18 protein-coding genes are annotated in these 17,416 nt (G+C 47.6%); 16 read left to right on the top strand and 2 right to left on the bottom strand.

The features are described from left to right. Window positions 1-46 precede the first annotated feature (46 nt). Window positions 47-991, bottom strand: a complete 945-nt coding sequence (locus Q4Q49_RS15595; RefSeq protein ID WP_311999779.1) for a LysR family transcriptional regulator — start codon at window positions 989-991, stop codon at window positions 47-49. Window positions 992-1,085: 94 nt separating this feature from the next. On the opposite strand from Q4Q49_RS15595, the gene Q4Q49_RS15590 reads away from it, so the two are divergent. The 5 genes from Q4Q49_RS15590 (at window position 1,086) to Q4Q49_RS15570 (ending at window position 5,696) form a co-directional block, all read left to right on the top strand. Beyond that, a complete protein-coding gene (locus Q4Q49_RS15590) occupies window positions 1,086-2,144 on the top strand; it encodes an HlyD family secretion protein (protein ID WP_006079965.1) in 1,059 nt (352 codons plus the stop codon). Between the two features lies 1 nt (window position 2,145). Further along, a complete protein-coding gene (locus Q4Q49_RS15585) occupies window positions 2,146-3,774 on the top strand; it encodes a DHA2 family efflux MFS transporter permease subunit (RefSeq protein WP_311999778.1) in 1,629 nt (542 codons plus the stop codon). A 163-nt stretch (window positions 3,775-3,937) separates the two neighbouring features. Beyond that, window positions 3,938-4,393 carry a GNAT family N-acetyltransferase gene (locus Q4Q49_RS15580; protein ID WP_311999777.1) on the top strand — a complete coding sequence of 152 codons (456 nt, stop codon included), beginning with the start codon at window positions 3,938-3,940 and terminating at the stop codon, window positions 4,391-4,393. A gap of 60 nt (window positions 4,394-4,453) precedes the next feature. Further along, a complete protein-coding gene (locus Q4Q49_RS15575) occupies window positions 4,454-4,780 on the top strand; it encodes a putative quinol monooxygenase (RefSeq protein ID WP_311890991.1) in 327 nt (108 codons plus the stop codon). A 28-nt stretch (window positions 4,781-4,808) separates the two neighbouring features. Continuing rightward, window positions 4,809-5,696, top strand: a complete 888-nt coding sequence (locus Q4Q49_RS15570) for a radical SAM protein (protein ID WP_071940011.1) — start codon at window positions 4,809-4,811, stop codon at window positions 5,694-5,696. Window positions 5,697-5,771: 75 nt separating this feature from the next. On the opposite strand, the gene Q4Q49_RS15565 is transcribed toward Q4Q49_RS15570, so the two are convergent. Beyond that, on the bottom strand, window positions 5,772-6,638 hold the full coding sequence (locus Q4Q49_RS15565; RefSeq protein ID WP_261271782.1) for a LysR family transcriptional regulator: 867 nt from the start codon (window positions 6,636-6,638) through the stop codon (window positions 5,772-5,774). Window positions 6,639-6,737: 99 nt separating this feature from the next. On the opposite strand from Q4Q49_RS15565, the gene Q4Q49_RS15560 reads away from it, so the two are divergent. From Q4Q49_RS15560 to Q4Q49_RS15510, 11 genes are all read left to right on the top strand, one after another. Beyond that, window positions 6,738-7,349: a LysE family translocator gene (locus Q4Q49_RS15560; RefSeq protein WP_261271783.1), complete on the top strand. Its 612-nt coding sequence runs from the start codon at window positions 6,738-6,740 to the stop codon at window positions 7,347-7,349. Between the two features lie 484 nt (window positions 7,350-7,833). Then, window positions 7,834-8,178: a metalloregulator ArsR/SmtB family transcription factor gene (locus Q4Q49_RS15555; RefSeq protein WP_012090298.1), complete on the top strand. Its 345-nt coding sequence runs from the start codon at window positions 7,834-7,836 to the stop codon at window positions 8,176-8,178. A 55-nt stretch (window positions 8,179-8,233) separates the two neighbouring features. Beyond that, window positions 8,234-9,247, top strand: coding sequence for an ACR3 family arsenite efflux transporter (gene arsB, locus Q4Q49_RS15550; protein WP_311999775.1), 1,014 nt, complete (start codon window positions 8,234-8,236; stop codon window positions 9,245-9,247). 47 nt (window positions 9,248-9,294) lie between these two features. Next, complete coding sequence (locus Q4Q49_RS15545; RefSeq protein WP_311898539.1) at window positions 9,295-10,290, top strand: permease; 996 nt, start codon at window positions 9,295-9,297, stop codon at window positions 10,288-10,290. A gap of 9 nt (window positions 10,291-10,299) precedes the next feature. Continuing rightward, window positions 10,300-10,536: a thioredoxin family protein gene (locus tag Q4Q49_RS15540; protein ID WP_311898540.1), complete on the top strand. Its 237-nt coding sequence runs from the start codon at window positions 10,300-10,302 to the stop codon at window positions 10,534-10,536. A gap of 189 nt (window positions 10,537-10,725) precedes the next feature. After that, window positions 10,726-11,739 carry an ArsJ-associated glyceraldehyde-3-phosphate dehydrogenase gene (locus tag Q4Q49_RS15535; RefSeq protein ID WP_311999774.1) on the top strand — a complete coding sequence of 338 codons (1,014 nt, stop codon included), beginning with the start codon at window positions 10,726-10,728 and terminating at the stop codon, window positions 11,737-11,739. 9 nt (window positions 11,740-11,748) lie between these two features. After that, entirely contained in the window at window positions 11,749-13,017 is a 1,269-nt protein-coding gene (gene arsJ, locus Q4Q49_RS15530) for an organoarsenical effux MFS transporter ArsJ (protein WP_311999773.1), read from the top strand. A gap of 6 nt (window positions 13,018-13,023) precedes the next feature. Continuing rightward, window positions 13,024-13,908, top strand: coding sequence for a DUF2927 domain-containing protein (locus Q4Q49_RS15525; protein WP_311999772.1), 885 nt, complete (start codon window positions 13,024-13,026; stop codon window positions 13,906-13,908). 117 nt (window positions 13,909-14,025) lie between these two features. After that, window positions 14,026-15,468 (top strand): MBL fold metallo-hydrolase, encoded by a 1,443-nt coding sequence (locus tag Q4Q49_RS15520; RefSeq protein ID WP_311999771.1) that lies wholly within the window; start codon window positions 14,026-14,028, stop codon window positions 15,466-15,468. 290 nt (window positions 15,469-15,758) lie between these two features. Continuing rightward, window positions 15,759-17,135 carry a sodium:alanine symporter family protein gene (locus Q4Q49_RS15515; RefSeq protein WP_311999770.1) on the top strand — a complete coding sequence of 459 codons (1,377 nt, stop codon included), beginning with the start codon at window positions 15,759-15,761 and terminating at the stop codon, window positions 17,133-17,135. Between the two features lie 113 nt (window positions 17,136-17,248). After that, window positions 17,249-17,416, top strand: a 168-nt coding sequence (locus tag Q4Q49_RS15510) for a transposase (protein WP_311999815.1), incomplete at its 3' end; no start/stop codon positions are given.

Genomic DNA, 17,416 nt, shown 5'->3' with positions numbered 1-17,416 from the left:
AGTTATAGTTGTTACTGTTTTGATCGTTTTATTTTTTCGATTTTGTTTATTCGCCCTGATCGGCTTGGCCGATAAAATCGGGCACTTCTAATACTTGCGATCCCCAACGTTTAAATAATGCGGAATAGATGAACTCGATAAAGACGCGGTATTTTCGGGGTAAGTAGGCACGCTGTGGATAGCTAAGCACGACCTTAGTTTGGACCATAGGATAGTCATCAAGCAGCGGGATTAAGTAGCCTTTTTCTAATGCCACTTGGGCAATGATGGAGGGCACCGCTGTGATCCCTAGCCCCGCAATGGCGGCCTCGCGGGCTAAAGTGACATTGTTTACTGTCAGTTGAGTCATGGGCTCGGAGACAATCCAAGTTTTGCCATCGAATAACTTCCATGCTCCTTCAATATGCGCCGACTGTAAGCGGATCGCTTTATGTTTGGCTAAATCCTGTGGCACTTTTGGGGTGCTGTGCTCGGCCAAATAAGCAGGGCTTGCCATTAACGATTTATGGGCGTTGACTAAGGCATAGCTTTGCAAGCGAGTGTCGCCAGAATCGGCAATTTGAAATAACAGATCGATACCTTCTTCTATGACATCAACCTTACGATTGGTGAGTTCGGCCTCTATGGTGATATCGGGGTAAAGCGTTAAAAACTGAGCAAAAATTGGCCCTAAAAACAATTGGCCTAATTCAATCGGGCAGACAATTTTTAGATTGCCTTTGATCAATTGCTGTTGGGCGCTGAGCTGATTTTCGGCGCTCTGTAGATCGGTGAGGATCTTATTGATCCTGTTGTAATAACTCGATCCCGCCTCGGTGAGTTTTAGGGCTCTGGTGGTGCGAAATAACAGTTGTGTACCGGTATCAGCTTCGAGTTCGGCTATCTTGCGACTGACCGTTGCCTTAGTGATCCCAAGGGCTTTGGCGGCACCCGTAAAGCTGCCTTGCTCGACCACTTGAGCGAAAATTTGCACGCGATTGAGATCCATCATTGTTACACCTGTGAAACAGTGGGTTGATTTTTTACTGGCTAATAAACTTAGTGAGACAGTAGTACACTAGATATCACTAATCAAGGAGTCATTTATGTCCAAAAGTAAACTCATTATCGCCGTTCCACTGTTACTCGCTGCGGTTGCGGGAGGCGGTTATTACTGGTGGACACAGGTACGTTTTATCGAAACCACTGATAACGCTTATGTTGAGGCCGATATTTCCCATATCAGCGTTAAAGTGCCCGGCTACGTCGTGTTAAGCGATGTGACCGATAACCAGCATGTGCAAAAGGGTGAGCTATTAGCTCAGCTCGAAGATAACCAATTTAGCGCCAAAGTGAGCCAAGCCGAAGCCTCACTGGCAAGTTCGAAGGCGGACTTGCAAACCTTAGCCGCTAAGGTTGAGTTACAACGGGCGTTAATCACCCAAGCCAGTGCCGGTGTCGTGGCGGCTGAGTCAGATAAAATACGTGCACAGCAACAATTGAGCCGCTCGAAAAAGCTTAAAGTCAGTAATTACAGCTCTCAAGATGATGTCGATCAACTGCAAGCGGGATTCGATTCTGCCGCCGCCCGTCTCGATGAAGCCAAAGCCGTGTTAGTGGCAAAGCAACGCGAGTTAGCGGTGTTTAATGCCCAATTAGATCAGGCGGGTTCTGTGGTAGAACAGGCTGATGCGACCTTAGAATTAGCGAAAATTCAATTAAATGATACCCGTGTGACCGCACCTTTTTCTGGGGTGATTGGTAAACGTGGCGCTATGGTGGGGCAGTACGTGCAGCCCGGCCAAGCACTTTATAGTTTGGTTCCGGATGGGGCAGTGTGGATCACGGCGAACTTTAAAGAGACCCAAATCCAACACATGCAACCAGGACAGTCGGTGCAGGTCAGTCTCGATGCGTTTCCCGACAAAACCTTTATAGGTGTTATCGATAGTCTGTCACCGGCGTCCGGAGCCAAATTCAGTCTACTGCCGGCGGAAAACGCCACAGGTAACTTCACTAAAATCGTGCAACGTATTCCCGTGCGTATTCGCTTAGATTTGTCTGAGGAAGAAGCACACATGCTACCGGGCTTAAGTGCAGTCGTAAAAGTGGATACGGCGTCGGGTCCGGCTACATCGGCAATCGCTGCAAATACAGGTCGTTAGTATGAGCGCAACTGGCTCTATCACTGCGTCTGCCGATATGGAGGCGCAGGGCATCAGTGTCCCTAACAAGCCTACTGATTATGAGCGTGGCAGTCGCCGCTCATGGATCGCCGTATTTGGTGGGTTGATCGGCGCCTTTATGGCGATCCTCGATATTCAAATCACCAATGCATCGATGAAGGAGATTCAAGGCAGCCTTGGGGCAACGCTCGAAGAGGGCAGTTGGATTTCAACCGCGTATCTGGTTGCCGAGATGATCGCTATTCCACTCTCTGGTTGGCTCAGCACGGGATTGTCGGTCAGGCGTTATCTGTTATGGACTACAGCAGCCTTTATCTTTGCTTCTGTGCTTTGCTCAATCGCGTGGAACTTAGAGGCCATGATCGCCTTTCGGGCGCTACAGGGCTTCTTTGGCGGCGCGCTGATCCCGCTGGCCTTTAGGCTTATTCTTGAGTTTTTACCCGATAACAAACGTGCCGTTGGCATGGCATTATTTGGCGTGACGGCGACCTTTGCGCCTTCAATCGGCCCGACCTTAGGCGGTTGGTTGACTGAGCAATTTAGCTGGCATTATCTGTTCTATATCAACGTGCCACCGGGCTTGTTGGTGATGGCGATGTTGGCCTACGGTTTAGAAAAGCAGCCGGTCGTTTGGGATAAGCTGAAGAATGTCGATCTGGCGGGCATAGTCACTATGGCGCTGGGCATGGGTTGCCTTGAAGTGGTGCTTGAAGAAGGTAACCGCAAGGACTGGTTTGGCTCGGAGCTCATTCGTAATCTGGCCATTATTGCCGCCGTGAATTTGGTGTTGTTTGTTTGGCTCCAGCTAAGGCGTAAAGAGCCGTTAGTCAATTTGCGCCTGCTCGGTAAGCGTGATTTTGTGCTCTCAACAGTTGCGTACTTTTTACTGGGGATGGCACTCTTTGGCGCGATTTATTTGATCCCGCTTTATCTATCGCAAGTCCATGATTACACACCGTTAGAAATTGGTGGTGTGATTATGTGGATGGGATTTCCGCAGCTATTAGTCTTGCCTTTAGTACCAAAATTAATGGAGCGCTTCGATAGTCGATATCTCGCCGCCTTTGGTTTTTTAATGTTCGCCATTAGCTATTACATGAATAGCCAGATGACCGCAGATTATGCCGGACCGCAGATGATCGCCTCGCAAGTGGTGCGTGCCTTAGGTCAGCCGTTTATTTTGGTGCCTATTGGTATGCTCGCGACTATGCATTTGAAACCCCATGAAAATGCTTCGGCGTCGACGGTATTAAACGTAATGCGTAATTTAGGCGGCGCCTTTGGTATTGCGCTGGTCGCGACCCTATCAGACACGCTGGCGCGCGGGCATTTGGCCCATATTAAGGAATCCTTACCCGCAGTGAGCACGCAAGCGCAGGACTATTTAGCCCAAAGCGCAAGCATGTTGCAGGCGGGTGGTTCAGATCCCTATACCGCGGCCGCGCAGGCGAAAGCTTTGCTGGGTAAAACCATGAGTCAGCAAGCCTATATTCAGGCCTATAACGATGTGTTTTACATCATGGGCGCTCTGCTACTTATCGCTGTATTTGCCGTGCTGTTGATCCGTAAACCGACTGGGCCTGTGGCCCACGATGCCATGGTCGAGTAATAACGTTTTTCGTTATCCTGTTGTCGCCATAGATTTCCCCAGATCTATTGGTTTGCGCAACAGCTTTGCGCCTTAGTCCTCGCGGATTAAGGCGCTTTTTTATGGTCTTTATGCTGTGGTAGACTCAAAGCTCTTTTTCGATGATTTACAGAGGGATAATCGTTTGCAGTGGCAAAATTTTACATTTAATCAATTAAATGCCAATACCCTATACGACATATTGAAGTTAAGAGTCGATGTGTTTGTGGTTGAGCAGACCTGCGCTTATCCTGAGCTTGACGATAAGGATAGGCACCCAGAAACCCAGCATTTAATTGGCTTATCGCCAGACGGAGAACTGCTTGCCTACGCGCGTATTTTACCGCCGGGCTTAAGTTATCCTGAGGCGAGTATCGGCCGCGTGGTGGTATCGCCAGCGGGACGGGGCAAAGGGCTAGCCATGCCTTTAATGCAGCACGCCATCGAATCGGCATTGACGACTTGGCCCGATGTGGGGATCCAAATTGGCGCTCAAGATTACCTTAAAGCTTTCTATCAAAAGCTCGGTTTTGTCGCCTGCTCTGAGATGTATTTAGAAGATGGAATTCCCCATTTAGATATGCGCTATCAGCCAGCGTAAGCGGCTATCAATATAAGCAATGCGTGTAAGCATCCAAATTAAGCCAATTAAGGAACCGAAATGACGACTGCAACGGACTATAAAATCAATCAACAACAAATTGCCTGCGTGGCAAGTTTTCTGGCTAAAGAGGGCAAAACTGAAGCGCTCATCGCCGCGCTTACGAGCCTTATTCCTGACACGCGCCGCGAAGCGGGTTGTATTCGTTACGAACTCAATGTGAGCCGTGATGAACCGCGCCGCGTGACGTTTGTAGAGAAGTTTGTTGATATCGCCGCCTTCGATGAGCATTGCGCTAAAGATGCGATTCAACATTATTTCCACCAAGTGATGCCCGAATTGGTAGAGTCATTTCATGTGGAAACTTATCACCAAATCATTGTTTAACCGTGAGACCAATTATTAGGAGCTTGCAGTGTTGATTAACTATATCGAGCCAGTATTTAGACCGCCATCTGAATGGAAGTCATTGATACTGCAAGTGACTAATGGTTGCAGTTGGAACCAGTGCAGCTTTTGCGACATGTATACCCAACCGCAAAAAGCCTTTAGGGCACAAAAGCTCGACAAGGTTGAGCAGGATATTTTGGCCGTTGCTCAGTCTGGCGTCCCCGTTTCTCGGGTATTTTTGGCCGATGGCGATGCCATGAGTTTGCCCTTTGCGCGCCTCGAAGCGATTTGTGAGCTGATCAACCGCCACTTGCCGCAGGTGACTCGCATCAGCAGTTATTGTTTGCCGCGCAATCTGAATAATAAAACCCCAGAGCAACTCGCACGTCTGCGCGAACTCGGGCTGTCTTTACTCTATGTGGGTTGCGAAAGTGGCGATGACGAAGTGCTCGCCAAAATCCAAAAGGGCGAAACCTTCGAATCATCCTTAGCGGCACTGCTTAAAATCCGTGCGGCGGGGATGAAGTCATCTGTGATGATCCTTAATGGTTTAGGCGGTGTCGCGCTATCCCATCAACATGCGGTTAATTCGGCCACGCTAATGAATGCCGCCCAGCCGGATTATTTATCCACATTGGTAGTCACTTTACCGCTAGGCACAGAGCGAATGGACGCGGTATTTGGCGGGCAATTTCAGTTGCCGGATCAAATGGGCTTGTTCCAAGAAATGCATACCTTGTTGGATCATTTGGAATTAGAGCAAACGATATTTAGATCCGATCATGCCTCTAATTACCTTGTGCTAAAAGGAGTATTAGGTAAGGACAAGGCCAAATTGCTGGCACAGGTTGCACTCGCCATCAATGCGCCGCGAAGCATTCCCTTAAGGCAAGAATGGCAGCGCGGACTCTGATTGTGTCATGTGTGAGTGATGAGTCGTTAAGCTTCCACTCGGAATTGTAAGCTCATTTTATTCGGGCTTCGTGGCTTAGGTGGTTTCGGGTTGGCATAAGGAGAGGGCCTCTTCTAACCAGTTGAAGAACGCCAATTCATTGTTGCCAAGCCTTTCCGTATGACTCAACAACACATAATGATGCCCTGATGGGATAAAGCCAAATGGCGCGATGAGCCTGCCGCTTGTTAGGTCGTCAACAATCAGGGGATACGAGCCTATGGCGCCTCCGAGTCCATCAACCGCTGCCTGCAGGCAGAAATAGAAATGTTCGAAGGATTTCGACTTGTTGGTTGAGAAGTTGTGCCCCGAACGCTGTGACCAATCCGACCATGCAGAGGGCCGAGAGTCGCTATGCAGCAGGACAATATCGTCCCAGTTTTGCTGAATTTGCCGCCAATATTCAGGCGAAAACACCGGTCCAACCCACTCATTAACTAAATTGTGCTTGCTGTATTCAGGGGGGATATGAAAATCGTCTCGCCGAATGGCTAAAGATAATCCGGATTCTGCCAGTTTGACTGGCCCGCCAGCCGTCGATAACCGAACGTCTATGCCTGTTAGTTGGAAAAAACTAGCTAGCCGCGGCATTAACCAGCGCATGGTGAGTGTGGGTTCACAGGAGACCTCAAGATAATGATGGCTCTCCCGAGTCAGCTGCTTTACCCCACTATCTAAGGTGTTAAAGGCTATATCTGTGTAGCGCTTGAGCAATTCTCCTTCTTGAGTGAGACACATCCCTCGGCCTTGCTTATAAAACAATATTTGCGATAAGTGGTTTTCCAAGAGTTTTATTTGCTTACTGACCGCGCCGTGAGTGATATGCAATTTCTCTGCGGCCTGGCTGTAACTCGAGGACTCGGCCGTAATGTGAAATACATAGAATGCTTTTAAATGTCTCATATGTGACTTTTTCTCACGGTTTTAGTGCCTTCTTTTCGATTATAACTTACCAGCGACTCGATACAATTACCGCTTGCTAATAAACCCTTAGGAGCGGAAATGGAGTTATTGAGTATTGTGATATTTGGGCTGCTGATTGTGGTTAGCCCAGGTGCCGATTTTGTGTTGGTCTTTAAAAATAGTGCCATGTATGGCAGAAAAGCGGGGATGTTGACGGCCCTTGGAATTGGCGCGGGAGTTTGTGTCCATATTAGCTATTCAATCATTGGGATCAGTCAGTTAATTGCCAACAATGCCGGATTATTTAGCCTAGTGAAATATGTGGGAGCAGCGTATTTAATCTATCTTGGGATCACAGGTTTATTGACTGCCAAGCTCACCTTAGATTATGGGACTCAGCTTGTTAAACCGGTAGAAAATCGAAAGTACATTATGCAAGGATTTTTATGTAATGTACTGAATCCTAAAACGATGATTTTCTTTTTAAGTGTATTTAGCCAGCTGATTTCATCCCATAGTGACGGCTTAGGATTCGTCATCAGCTATGGTGTTTATATCGCAGTGTTACACGGGATCTGGTTCTGCATCGTTGCATATTTAGTGACATCAGCCAAAGCCACTCGAGTATTGAAACGTTTTGGTCATAGGATTAATCAGGCCTGTGGTGTGGGTCTTATAACCTTTGGTGCGATATTATCAACTAACGCTTGAAGCTGATTTCTTCCCCCCTGAGGTGATAGGTTTTAGTCCAGTTTTTAACTCGGTCTAAAGTTGACTTAAACTCACAGTTAATTCGAATGGCCTCAGGGGAGGAAGATATATTCGCTAGGGTTCCCTTAAGCCAGCATCACATGTCTATTATGGATTGCTCAGAATGTTGAGCCAATTCATGCCACTGTGCTGGCTATCTCAAGGTTAATGGAAAGGTTAAGGAAAAAACCTAGCCAACCAATGGACGGCAAAATAAGGGCTAGCGAAACAGTGGGGCTAAAAAGGAGGGGGGATTGAGATAAGAGTGCTGTTGCTCCAAGCACTATAAGTGATATCTCCAATTTTTTATCAGGCTACAAAGTTTCACTTCAAGATCTGCTCAATCGGTCCTCTCCATCTAAATACTGCAAAAAATCACTTAACATATATGTTTTTTCATATATGCTTTATTCCATATGTAATCTGATCATTTTGGGAGCACTCGATGCAACCTGTCGCATTTTTTAAGGCACTTGCCGATGAGACTCGGCTTAAATGCCTACTGCTAATCCAGCGTGAAGGTGAATTATGTGTGTGTGAGCTGATGGCTGCGCTGTCTGAGAGTCAGCCTAAGGTCTCGCGCCACTTGGCTCAGTTGAAAAAGGCTGGGTTGTTGGTCGATAGACGCCAAGGTCAATGGGTGTTTTATCGGATCAATGCTGAGATCGCGCCTTGGTGCCAGCAGGTGCTTGGCCAAACCTGTGATGATAACGACAGCTTTTTGCAGGAGAACGTGCGTAATCTTTGTCAGATGGGCGGTCGACCCGATCGCCTTAAGGCTTGCTGCTAAGTTGAAAATAGGTGTGTGATATTTTCTATTAGGATAAGAGTTATTTGAGGCAGTTATGGGAATTTTTGAGCGTTATTTAAGTGTTTGGGTAGGGCTGAGTATTCTTGCTGGAGTTGTATTAGGGAATGTTGCACCTAGCGTATTTGCGGCCGTTGCTGCGCTAGAATTTGCTCATGTTAACTTAGTGATAGCCCTGTTTATCTGGATCATGATTTATCCCATGATGGTGCAAATTGATTTTTCCGCAGTGAAAAATGTCGGTAAGGCACCGAAAGGACTGGTGTTAACACTCATCATCAACTGGTTAGTCAAACCTTTTACTATGGCATTGTTAGGCTGGTTATTTTTAAAGTTAGTATTTGTCGATTTAGTTGACCCTCAAACTGCCAGTGAATATATCGCGGGAATGATACTGCTTGGAGTAGCTCCTTGTACTGCTATGGTGTTTGTGTGGAGCCAATTGACTAAAGGTGATCCTAATTACACGTTAGCGCAAGTCTCTGTAAACGATATCATTATGGTGTTTCTATTCGCGCCACTCTCTGCATTATTGTTAGGTGTGAGTGATATCCAAGTGCCGTGGGAAACCCTACTACTTTCCGTTGTACTTTATGTGTTATTGCCTTTGATTGCGGGTGTCGCGACTCGCAAGCGACTAGAGGCTCGCCATGATGCGAGTGCCGTGCCGCAGTTGCTGACAAAGCTGAAACCTTGGTCTGTGATCGGTTTATTAGCCACTGTCGTGTTGTTATTTGGCTTTCAGGCTGAAACGATTATCTCCCAGCCACAGAACATACTGTTAATCGCTATTCCTTTGATTATTCAAAGTTATGGCATTTTTATTTTAACCTATTGGTTGGCCTTAAAACTGAAACTAACCCATGCGATTGCCGCACCTGCGAGCATGATAGGTTCTTCTAACTTTTTTGAGCTGGCGGTCGCCGTAGCCATTTCATTATTTGGTCTGCACTCTGGAGCTGCCTTAGCGACTGTGGTTGGGGTGTTGGTTGAAGTGCCTGTGATGTTGTCGCTGGTGTATTTTGCTAATCGTACGCGGCACTGGTTTTAATCTTAAGTAATAGCATGATGTAAGTCGATATTTCATTAAGGATCAATATGTTCCAAATATTTACTGATTTTTCGACTTGGCTAGTGTATGGCGTATTTGGCCTAGAGGCGGGTTCGGCCTTGGGCGGAGCTGTGCATTTTTTTGTTGAAGATGTCAGTAAAATTTTCGTATTGCTGGTGGTGATGATTTATTTCATCGCCTTGCTGCGGGCTTCCTTAGATGTTGAGCGAGTTCGAGATTATTTAGCGGGTAAGAATAAGGGAGTAGGTTACTTACTGGGGTCGATTTTTGGCGCCATTACGCCTTTTTGTTCTTGCTCGAGTATCCCTGTCTTTTTAGGTTTTACCTCGGCGGGGATCCCCCTTGGGATCACTATGGCCTTTTTGATCACTTCACCTTTGATCAATGAAGTCGCCGTCCTGCTGCTCATGAGTTTACTCGGCTGGAAATTTACCTTGCTATATGTGGCTGTGGGCATGACAGTGGGTATGCTCGGTGGATTATTACTCGATGCGATTAAGGCCGAGCGTTGGTTGCAGTCCTTCGCCGCCGAAGCCCTCGTTCGTGGACGCCAGATGGCGGTATCTGATACCGTTTCTACCGCTGCGCGGGTCTTATCTTTTTCTGAACGGCATCAATTTGCCAAAGCTGAGGCGGTTGAGATTTTTGGCCGAGTCTGGAAGTGGGTCATTATCGGCGTGGGTCTTGGCGCTGCCTTGCACGGTTTTGTGCCTGAGGGTTGGGTTGAAACCCATTTAGGCCAAGGTCAATGGTGGTCTGTGCCTGCGGCAGTGTTAGTCGGTATTCCTCTATATTCGAACGCGACGGGCATCATTCCTGTGATGGAAAGTTTGCTGGCGAACGGTCTGCCAATTGGCACTACGCTAGCGTTTTGTATGAGCACAGTGGCTGCCAGTTTCCCCGAATTTATTTTACTCAAACAAGTGATGCAGTGGCGCCTGTTGGCGCTGCTGTTGGTTGTGCTATTGACGGCATTTACGTTAGTAGGTTGGATTTTTAATTTTGCAGCACCGTATCTTTAAGGAAATAACATGAAACAAGTCAAAGTATTAGGTAGTGGTTGCGCTAAATGTAGTAAAACTGCCGAGATGATTGCGGACATATCAGAAGAAATGGGCGTGGATGCGATTGTGAAAAAGGACACAGATCCTCAAACCCTGTTGAAATTTAAAGTGATGAAAACGCCTGCGGTCGTGATCGATGGTGAGTTAATCCACAGCGGTTCAGTACCGACCCGAGATGAAGTTGAAGGATGGCTAAGGGAGTAAATTAGCCGCCATTATCGTTGAGCAAGACTTGCTTTTGGCCTAGCAATAATCGTCGTTAACAAGATGCGCCATTGTCATCCACTAGGGTTGGCAATGGCGATGTTATCACTTAAGTAAAAAGTCCGTCTTATTTATAACATATTAAAAATTAACAATATAAATTTAAAATCAACATATTGGGATATCATCATGGCAATCAAAATCGGCATTAATGGCTTCGGCCGTATGGGGCGTTTAGCACTGCGCGCGGCATGGGACTGGGATGAGGTGGAGTTTGTGCAGATCAACGATCCCGCAGGTGATGCCCATACATTGGCACATTTACTCGAGTTTGATTCTGTCCATGGTCGCTGGCGTTATCCCGTGACGGCGAATGCCGATGAAATCCAGATCCAAGATAAAATCATTCGCACCACTCGTAATAAAGCCATCGCCGATACCGATTGGTCGGGATGCGATGTAGTGATTGAAGCCTCTGGCGTGATGAAAACCAAAGTATTACTGCAAGCTTATTTAGAGCAAGGTGTTAAGCGGGTGGTTGTCACTGCTCCCGTAAAAGAAGAGGGCGTGTTAAATGTGGTGATGGGCGTGAACCATCAACTATACGATCCTGCCATTCATCCCATAGTGACCGCCGCATCTTGCACTACTAACTGCCTTGCGCCTGTGGTGAAAGTGATCCACGAGCAGATCGGCATCAAGCACGGATCTATGACCACGATCCACGATATTACTAACACCCAAACTATTCTTGATGCACCGCATAAGGATTTACGCCGTGCCCGCGCCTGTGGTTTGAGTTTAATCCCAACCACCACGGGCAGCGCGACTGCGATTACCCATATTTTCCCTGAGCTTAAGGGCAAACTTAATGGTCATGCAGTGCGGGTGCCACTGGCTAATGCTTCGCTGACCGATTGTGTGTTCGAGCTTGAACGCGCCGTTACCGAAGCAGAAGTGAATGCGCTACTTAAAACCGCCGCCGAAGGTGAGCTTAAGGGCATTTTAGGTTATGAAGAGCGGCCGCTGGTGTCGGTGGATTACAAGACAGATCCGCGCTCAAGCATCATAGATGCGCTCTCGACCATGGTGATTAATGGCACTCAACTTAAACTCTATGTGTGGTACGACAATGAATGGGGCTACGCTAACCGTACGGCTGAGCTCGCCCGTTTAGTCGGCCAGCTTGATTTGCCGCGATAGGAGAGCTTAATGTCTGCCGCCAAGCACTTTGATCAACTAATGCAATTGCCCGCTGCTGTGCGGCAATATTTGCTGATCACCTTCAATTATTGGAGTTTTACCTTAACCGACGGCGCACTGCGGATGTTAGTGGTGCTGCATTTTCACGATCTGGGCTACAGTCCGCTGGCGATCGCTATGCTGTTTTTGTTCTACGAGATTTTTGGCGTAGTGACCAATCTGATTGGCGGCTATCTTGGTGCGCGTTTAGGGTTAAATCGCACCATGAACTTGGGCCTTGGCATGCAAGTGTTTGCCTTAGCCATGTTGTTAGTGCCGGCGGCGAGTTTACCTTTGTGGCTCGCGGGTGTGCCTTGGGTGATGGCTGCGCAGGCTTTATCTGGGATCGCTAAAGATCTCAATAAGATGAGTGCCAAAAGCGCGATAAAACTACTGGTGCCCAAAGGCGAGCAGGGCAAACTTTACCAGTGGGTTGCCCTGTTAACGGGTTCTAAAAATGCCCTCAAGGGCGCGGGATTTTTCCTCGGCGGCGCTCTGCTTGCCTTGCTCGGGTTTGAGCTAGCAATCGCCACTATGGCTATCATGCTTGGACTCGTCTGGTTACTCAGTCTAGTGATGCTGAAAAAGGATTTAGGTAAAGCCAAGAATAAACCCAAATTTACGGAGATTTTCTCTAAGAGTCGCAGCGTTAACATTCTCTCGGCGGCGCGATTATTCCTGTTTTCCGCCAGAGATGTGTGGTTTGTGGTGGCGTTGCCCGTGTATCTTGCTAGCCAATTAGGCTGGGATCATTGGGCAGTGGGCGGCTTTTTAGCTGTGTGGGTTATCGGTTACGGCATAGTGCAAACCTTAGCACCTAAGATCACGGGCAATCGCCAAGCCAAAAGTCAGCTGATTGATTCCCCCCCCGATGGTCGCAGCGCGTTAATTTGGGCCAGTATGTTGGCCTTTGTGCCAGCGCTGATTGCCAGTGCGATGCAGTTTAGTTTTTATCCCGAAGCCAGTTTGTTGCTGGGCTTAATGTTATTTGGTGCCCTGTTTGCGGTGAACTCATCGCTGCACAGTTACTTGATTGTGAGTTACGCCAGTGAAGATGCGGTGTCGCTGGATGTGGGTTTCTATTACATGGCCAATGCTATGGGGCGTTTAGTCGGCACTGTGCTGTCTGGCTTAGTGTATCAAGCCTATGGTTTAGCTGCCTGTTTGTGGATTTCGACCGCTTTTATCGGCATCACTGCTATGATTTCGATTAAGTTACCTCGGCAAGCTGTGGAATAAGTGCTAATGCAAACGTGGCTCAAGGCATCAACACATAACTACAAAGGGTTAATATTACCTGCGTGTCGGCGTTTTTGGCGCAGCCTGTGTATGAGTTTAGGCTTGTGCTTAAGTTTGTTAGCCTTACCTCTTTACGCCGCTCAAACGCAGCCCGCGTTAATTCCGACATTAACACCAGCAAGTGATTGGAAAAACTTAACTTACATTACCCAAGCTTTTAGTGAAATCGCCCTTAAAAATGAGTATGACGTGGCGAAACATAGGGTGCGTAAGTGGCGAATTCCGGTACGAGTATTTGTCGAACATCAAGTGGGCGACAGGGCGCTGCACACCCAATTAGTGCAGATGCACTTAGCGCATTTAGCCGAGATTACGGGTCACGATATTCAACTGGTGGATACGCTTTCTGAGGCGAATCTGTACTTAGTGTTTACCCGTCAATCCCGGTGGGAGAGTGAGGTTACGCGCTTAATGGGGCCAAGTTCGGCGAAAAATGTCCACGGCTCTGTTTGCATGGGTAAGTTTGCCCTTAACGCTAAGAATGAAATCGAACGTGCTTGGGTGATTATTCCCGTCGATCAGGCGCAAATGCACGGTAAGCTAGTGGCTTGCGTGGTCGAGGAAATTACTCAAGTGCTTGGGCTACCCAATGATTCTGAAAAAGTATTCCCCTCCATCTTTAACGATAAAACCCCGCAGGATTTACTCACAGGGCTCGATTTCATTCTGCTTAAACTGCTCTATAACCCGAGTATTCGCGCTGGTATGACGGCCGCTGAGGTCAAAGCGCTATTGCAGATATTACTCGAACAATGGCAGCGTGATGGCACCCTAATCCATGCCGATAAAACCGTGCGCCAAGGTCAGTTATACCCTTTATTAGGTTATTGATGCTTGAGTGTTACTGCGAAAGTTGACATTGCTCGCATGCGACCAATTAATCCTTTTTCTTTGAGTAATAAGGGCATAGTCTAGCTTTATACGAGGTAAAAACGTTGGAGGGACACCATGCGAATGACACTGCAGTTTTTAGAGGCGACAGAGGAAGTGACCGGCTCGTGCCATTTACTCTCGGTCGATCATGAACACTTATTGCTTGATTGTGGTTTGATCCAAGGTGGTAAAGCGGATGAACTGCGTAATCATGATCCCTTCGCCTTCGACCCTGAGTCTATTTCCGCTGTTGTGCTCAGCCATGCCCATATCGACCATTCAGGGCGTTTACCACTCTTAGTTAAAGCGGGTTTTGATGGGCCAATCTACACCCATAAAGCCACGGCAGAACTGTGCGCCATTATGCTCAAAGATGCGGCTATGCTGCAGACTCGCGACACCGAAAGGGTCAATAAAAAGCGCGCTAAACATGATCTTGAACCCTTAGAACCGCTATTCACCGTCGAAGATGCTGAACAGGCCATCACCCAATTTGTGCCGCTTGAATACGGCCAAGTAACTCGGGTCATTCCCCATGTGGATATTTGCCTCTCAGATGCGGGACATATTTTAGGTTCTGCCTTAGTCGAGCTGTGGTTAGGCGAGGGTAAGTCCCAGAAAAAAGTCGTTTTCAGTGGCGATCTTGGCCGTGCGGGGATGCCGATTTTACGCAATCCGACCTTAGTGGATACGGCGGATTTAGTGTTAATGGAAAGCACCTACGGCAACCGTTTTCACCGTAGTTGGACGGAAACCTTAGCCGAGTTGAAAGACATTTTTGCTAAGACAGTCAACGAGAGCCAAGGCAATATCTTGCTGCCAGCTTTCTCGGTTGGACGGGCGCAGGAGTTATTATATCTCTTTCATTTATATGCTAAAGAATGGGATCTCGGTCGCTGGAAAATCTGCCTAGATAGCCCCATGGCGATTGAGGCGACTCGCGTCTACGTCAATAATTATCCGCTGATGGATGAGGATTTTAAACGCTTTACCCGCCAACATCCTGGGCAGCATCCGCTGTTGTCGAATGTCGAATTTATCCAGACGACCGAAGAGTCGATGGCGCTGAATGAAGTGCATAAGGGATTGATCATTATTGCGGGGAGCGGCATGTGTAACGGTGGGCGTATTCGTAGCCACTTAGAGCACAATTTATGGCGTCCTGAATGCGATGTGATTATCTGTGGTTATCAAGCCCTTGGCACACCGGGACGTGCCTTGGTCGACGGTGTTGGGGAGCTGACTATCCACGGAAATAGCATCAAAGTCGCGGCAAAATTACACACAGTTGGCGGGCTTTCTGCCCATGCAGATCAAGCTGAGTTATTACGTTGGTATCGCCACTTTGAAGGCCAACCGCCGCTGATTTTAGTCCACGGAGAACCCGATGCGCAGCATGGATTGGTCGATGTGGTTAATCAAGATCCTAAGACTAAACCTCAGGCCACCGCGATTGCGACCCATGGCGACAGGTTAGATTTAACCGCGCTGCCACAGTTAGTGTGGAAACCAGCTTAAGTTAATTATCCTACATAGCGGCGTATTGCTCGAGAGACTCCCTGCATACTCAATGCGGGGATTTTTTATTTATGTTACAAATCAATATCTCACCGCTCGGCAACGACTCTGCGTGCCAATCCATTTCAGATAAATTCGCAGATGATTTAGATTTCCAATTGTTAACTATTCGTTGTAATCTGAGGTGCAACTGTTAGATTGGCTCCTTGATATGTCGTGTTCGTTAGGCCAAGTCCTAATCCGACGGCGTCAGTCAAACTATAACAATAACAAGCAATCACGAGGTTTGAATGGAAGCGATTACGGAGTTTGTTGGCCTGATTAATGGCTTTGTCTGGGGCACACCTATGTTGGTGATGATCTTAGGCGTTGGTTTGTTTCTTTCCCTCGGGCTGAGATTAATGCCCATTCTGAAGTTAGGCACAGGCTTTAAGTTACTCTGGTCTGGCCGTATTCCCGATAAAGATAAAAATGTGAAAGGGGATGTGAGTCCGTTTAATGCGTTGATGACTTCCCTTTCAGCCACCATTGGTACGGGTAATATTGCAGGTGTGGCGACGGCAATTTTTGTCGGTGGCCCAGGCGCGTTATTCTGGATGTGGTGCACCGCATTAGTTGGCATGGCGACTAAGTATTCTGAGGCTGTGCTGGCGGTTAAATTTCGCGAAGTAGACGATCAGGGTAACCATGTCGGTGGCCCTATGTATTACATTAAAAATGGTCTTGGCAAAAAGTGGGCTTGGTTGGGCACTCTATTTGCGATTTTTGGATCACTCGCTGGCTTTGGTATTGGCAACACGGTACAAGCCAACTCAGTCGCCGCAGCATTAAACAGTAACTTCGGCGTTCCGGCTTGGGTGTCTGGCGTGGTGATGATGCTGCTGGTCGGCGCGGTATTGATGGGGGGTATTAAGCGTATCGCTGAAGTTGCCGGTAAGTTAGTGCCATTTATGACGATTTTTTATATCACTGCTGGCCTAGGTGTGTTGGTGGTGCATATTCAAGACGTACCAGCTGCATTCGCCCTAATTATTCACAGCGCTTTTAATCCAGTGGCAGCCCAAGGTGGTTTTGCGGGCGCAGCTGTGTGGGCGGCGATTCGTTTTGGTGTGGCGCGCGGCGTATTCTCCAACGAAGCGGGTTTAGGTAGTGCGCCGATAGCCCATGCTGCGGCACAAACCAATAATCCCGTGGCGCAGGGGCTGGTGGCTATGCTCGGCACTTTTATCGATACTATCGTGGTTTGTTCGATTACAGGTTTGGCGATTGTGGTTTCTGGTTCTTGGACCTCGGGTGAAAATGGCGCCGCGCTGACGTCATACGCTTTCTCCCATGCCTTGCCTCTGGGTAATTATATCGTGGCTATCGCCTTGTCTATCTTTGCCTTCACCACCATTATTGGCTGGAGTTTCTACAGCGAAAAATGTGTGCAGTATCTCTTTGGTATTAAAGCGGTAAAACCTTTTAGGTTGCTATGGACCATAGCCGTGCCACTAGGCGCCGTTAGCTCGTTAGATTTTATTTGGTTATTGGCTGATACCTTAAACGCCATGATGGCCATTCCTAACTTAATCGCCTTGGCACTGTTAAGCCCTGTGGTCTTTGGGTTAACACGGGAATACTTCATTAAAAAGCGTGCCGATGAAGCTGCAAAATCAAGCTTGTAGATTATTTTAAAATACTAAGTATCTAGGGTCTGTTGATCTTTCGAGAGTGATTTTTAGACAGCATGGCAAGACGTTATAATTTGCTTCGCCAAAAGTAACCATAACCTCAAGCCATGCCAAGACTTATGCTAACCGATGCACGCTGGGAAAAGCTATTTCATTTAATGAAAAGCACAGGCCGTGTTTATGACAAACCTGAACATAGACAAACATTCGAAGGTATTCTTTACCGCCTTAGAACAGGTATCCCTTGGCGAGATTTACCTAAAGAGTTCGGTCAT

Source organism: Shewanella sp. SP1S1-7 (genome assembly GCF_031932105.1).
Taxonomy (GTDB): Bacteria; Pseudomonadota; Gammaproteobacteria; order Enterobacterales; family Shewanellaceae; genus Shewanella; species Shewanella baltica.
The sequence above is the reverse complement of the archived record's forward strand: the minus strand, read 5'-3'. Positions and strand labels throughout refer to the sequence as shown.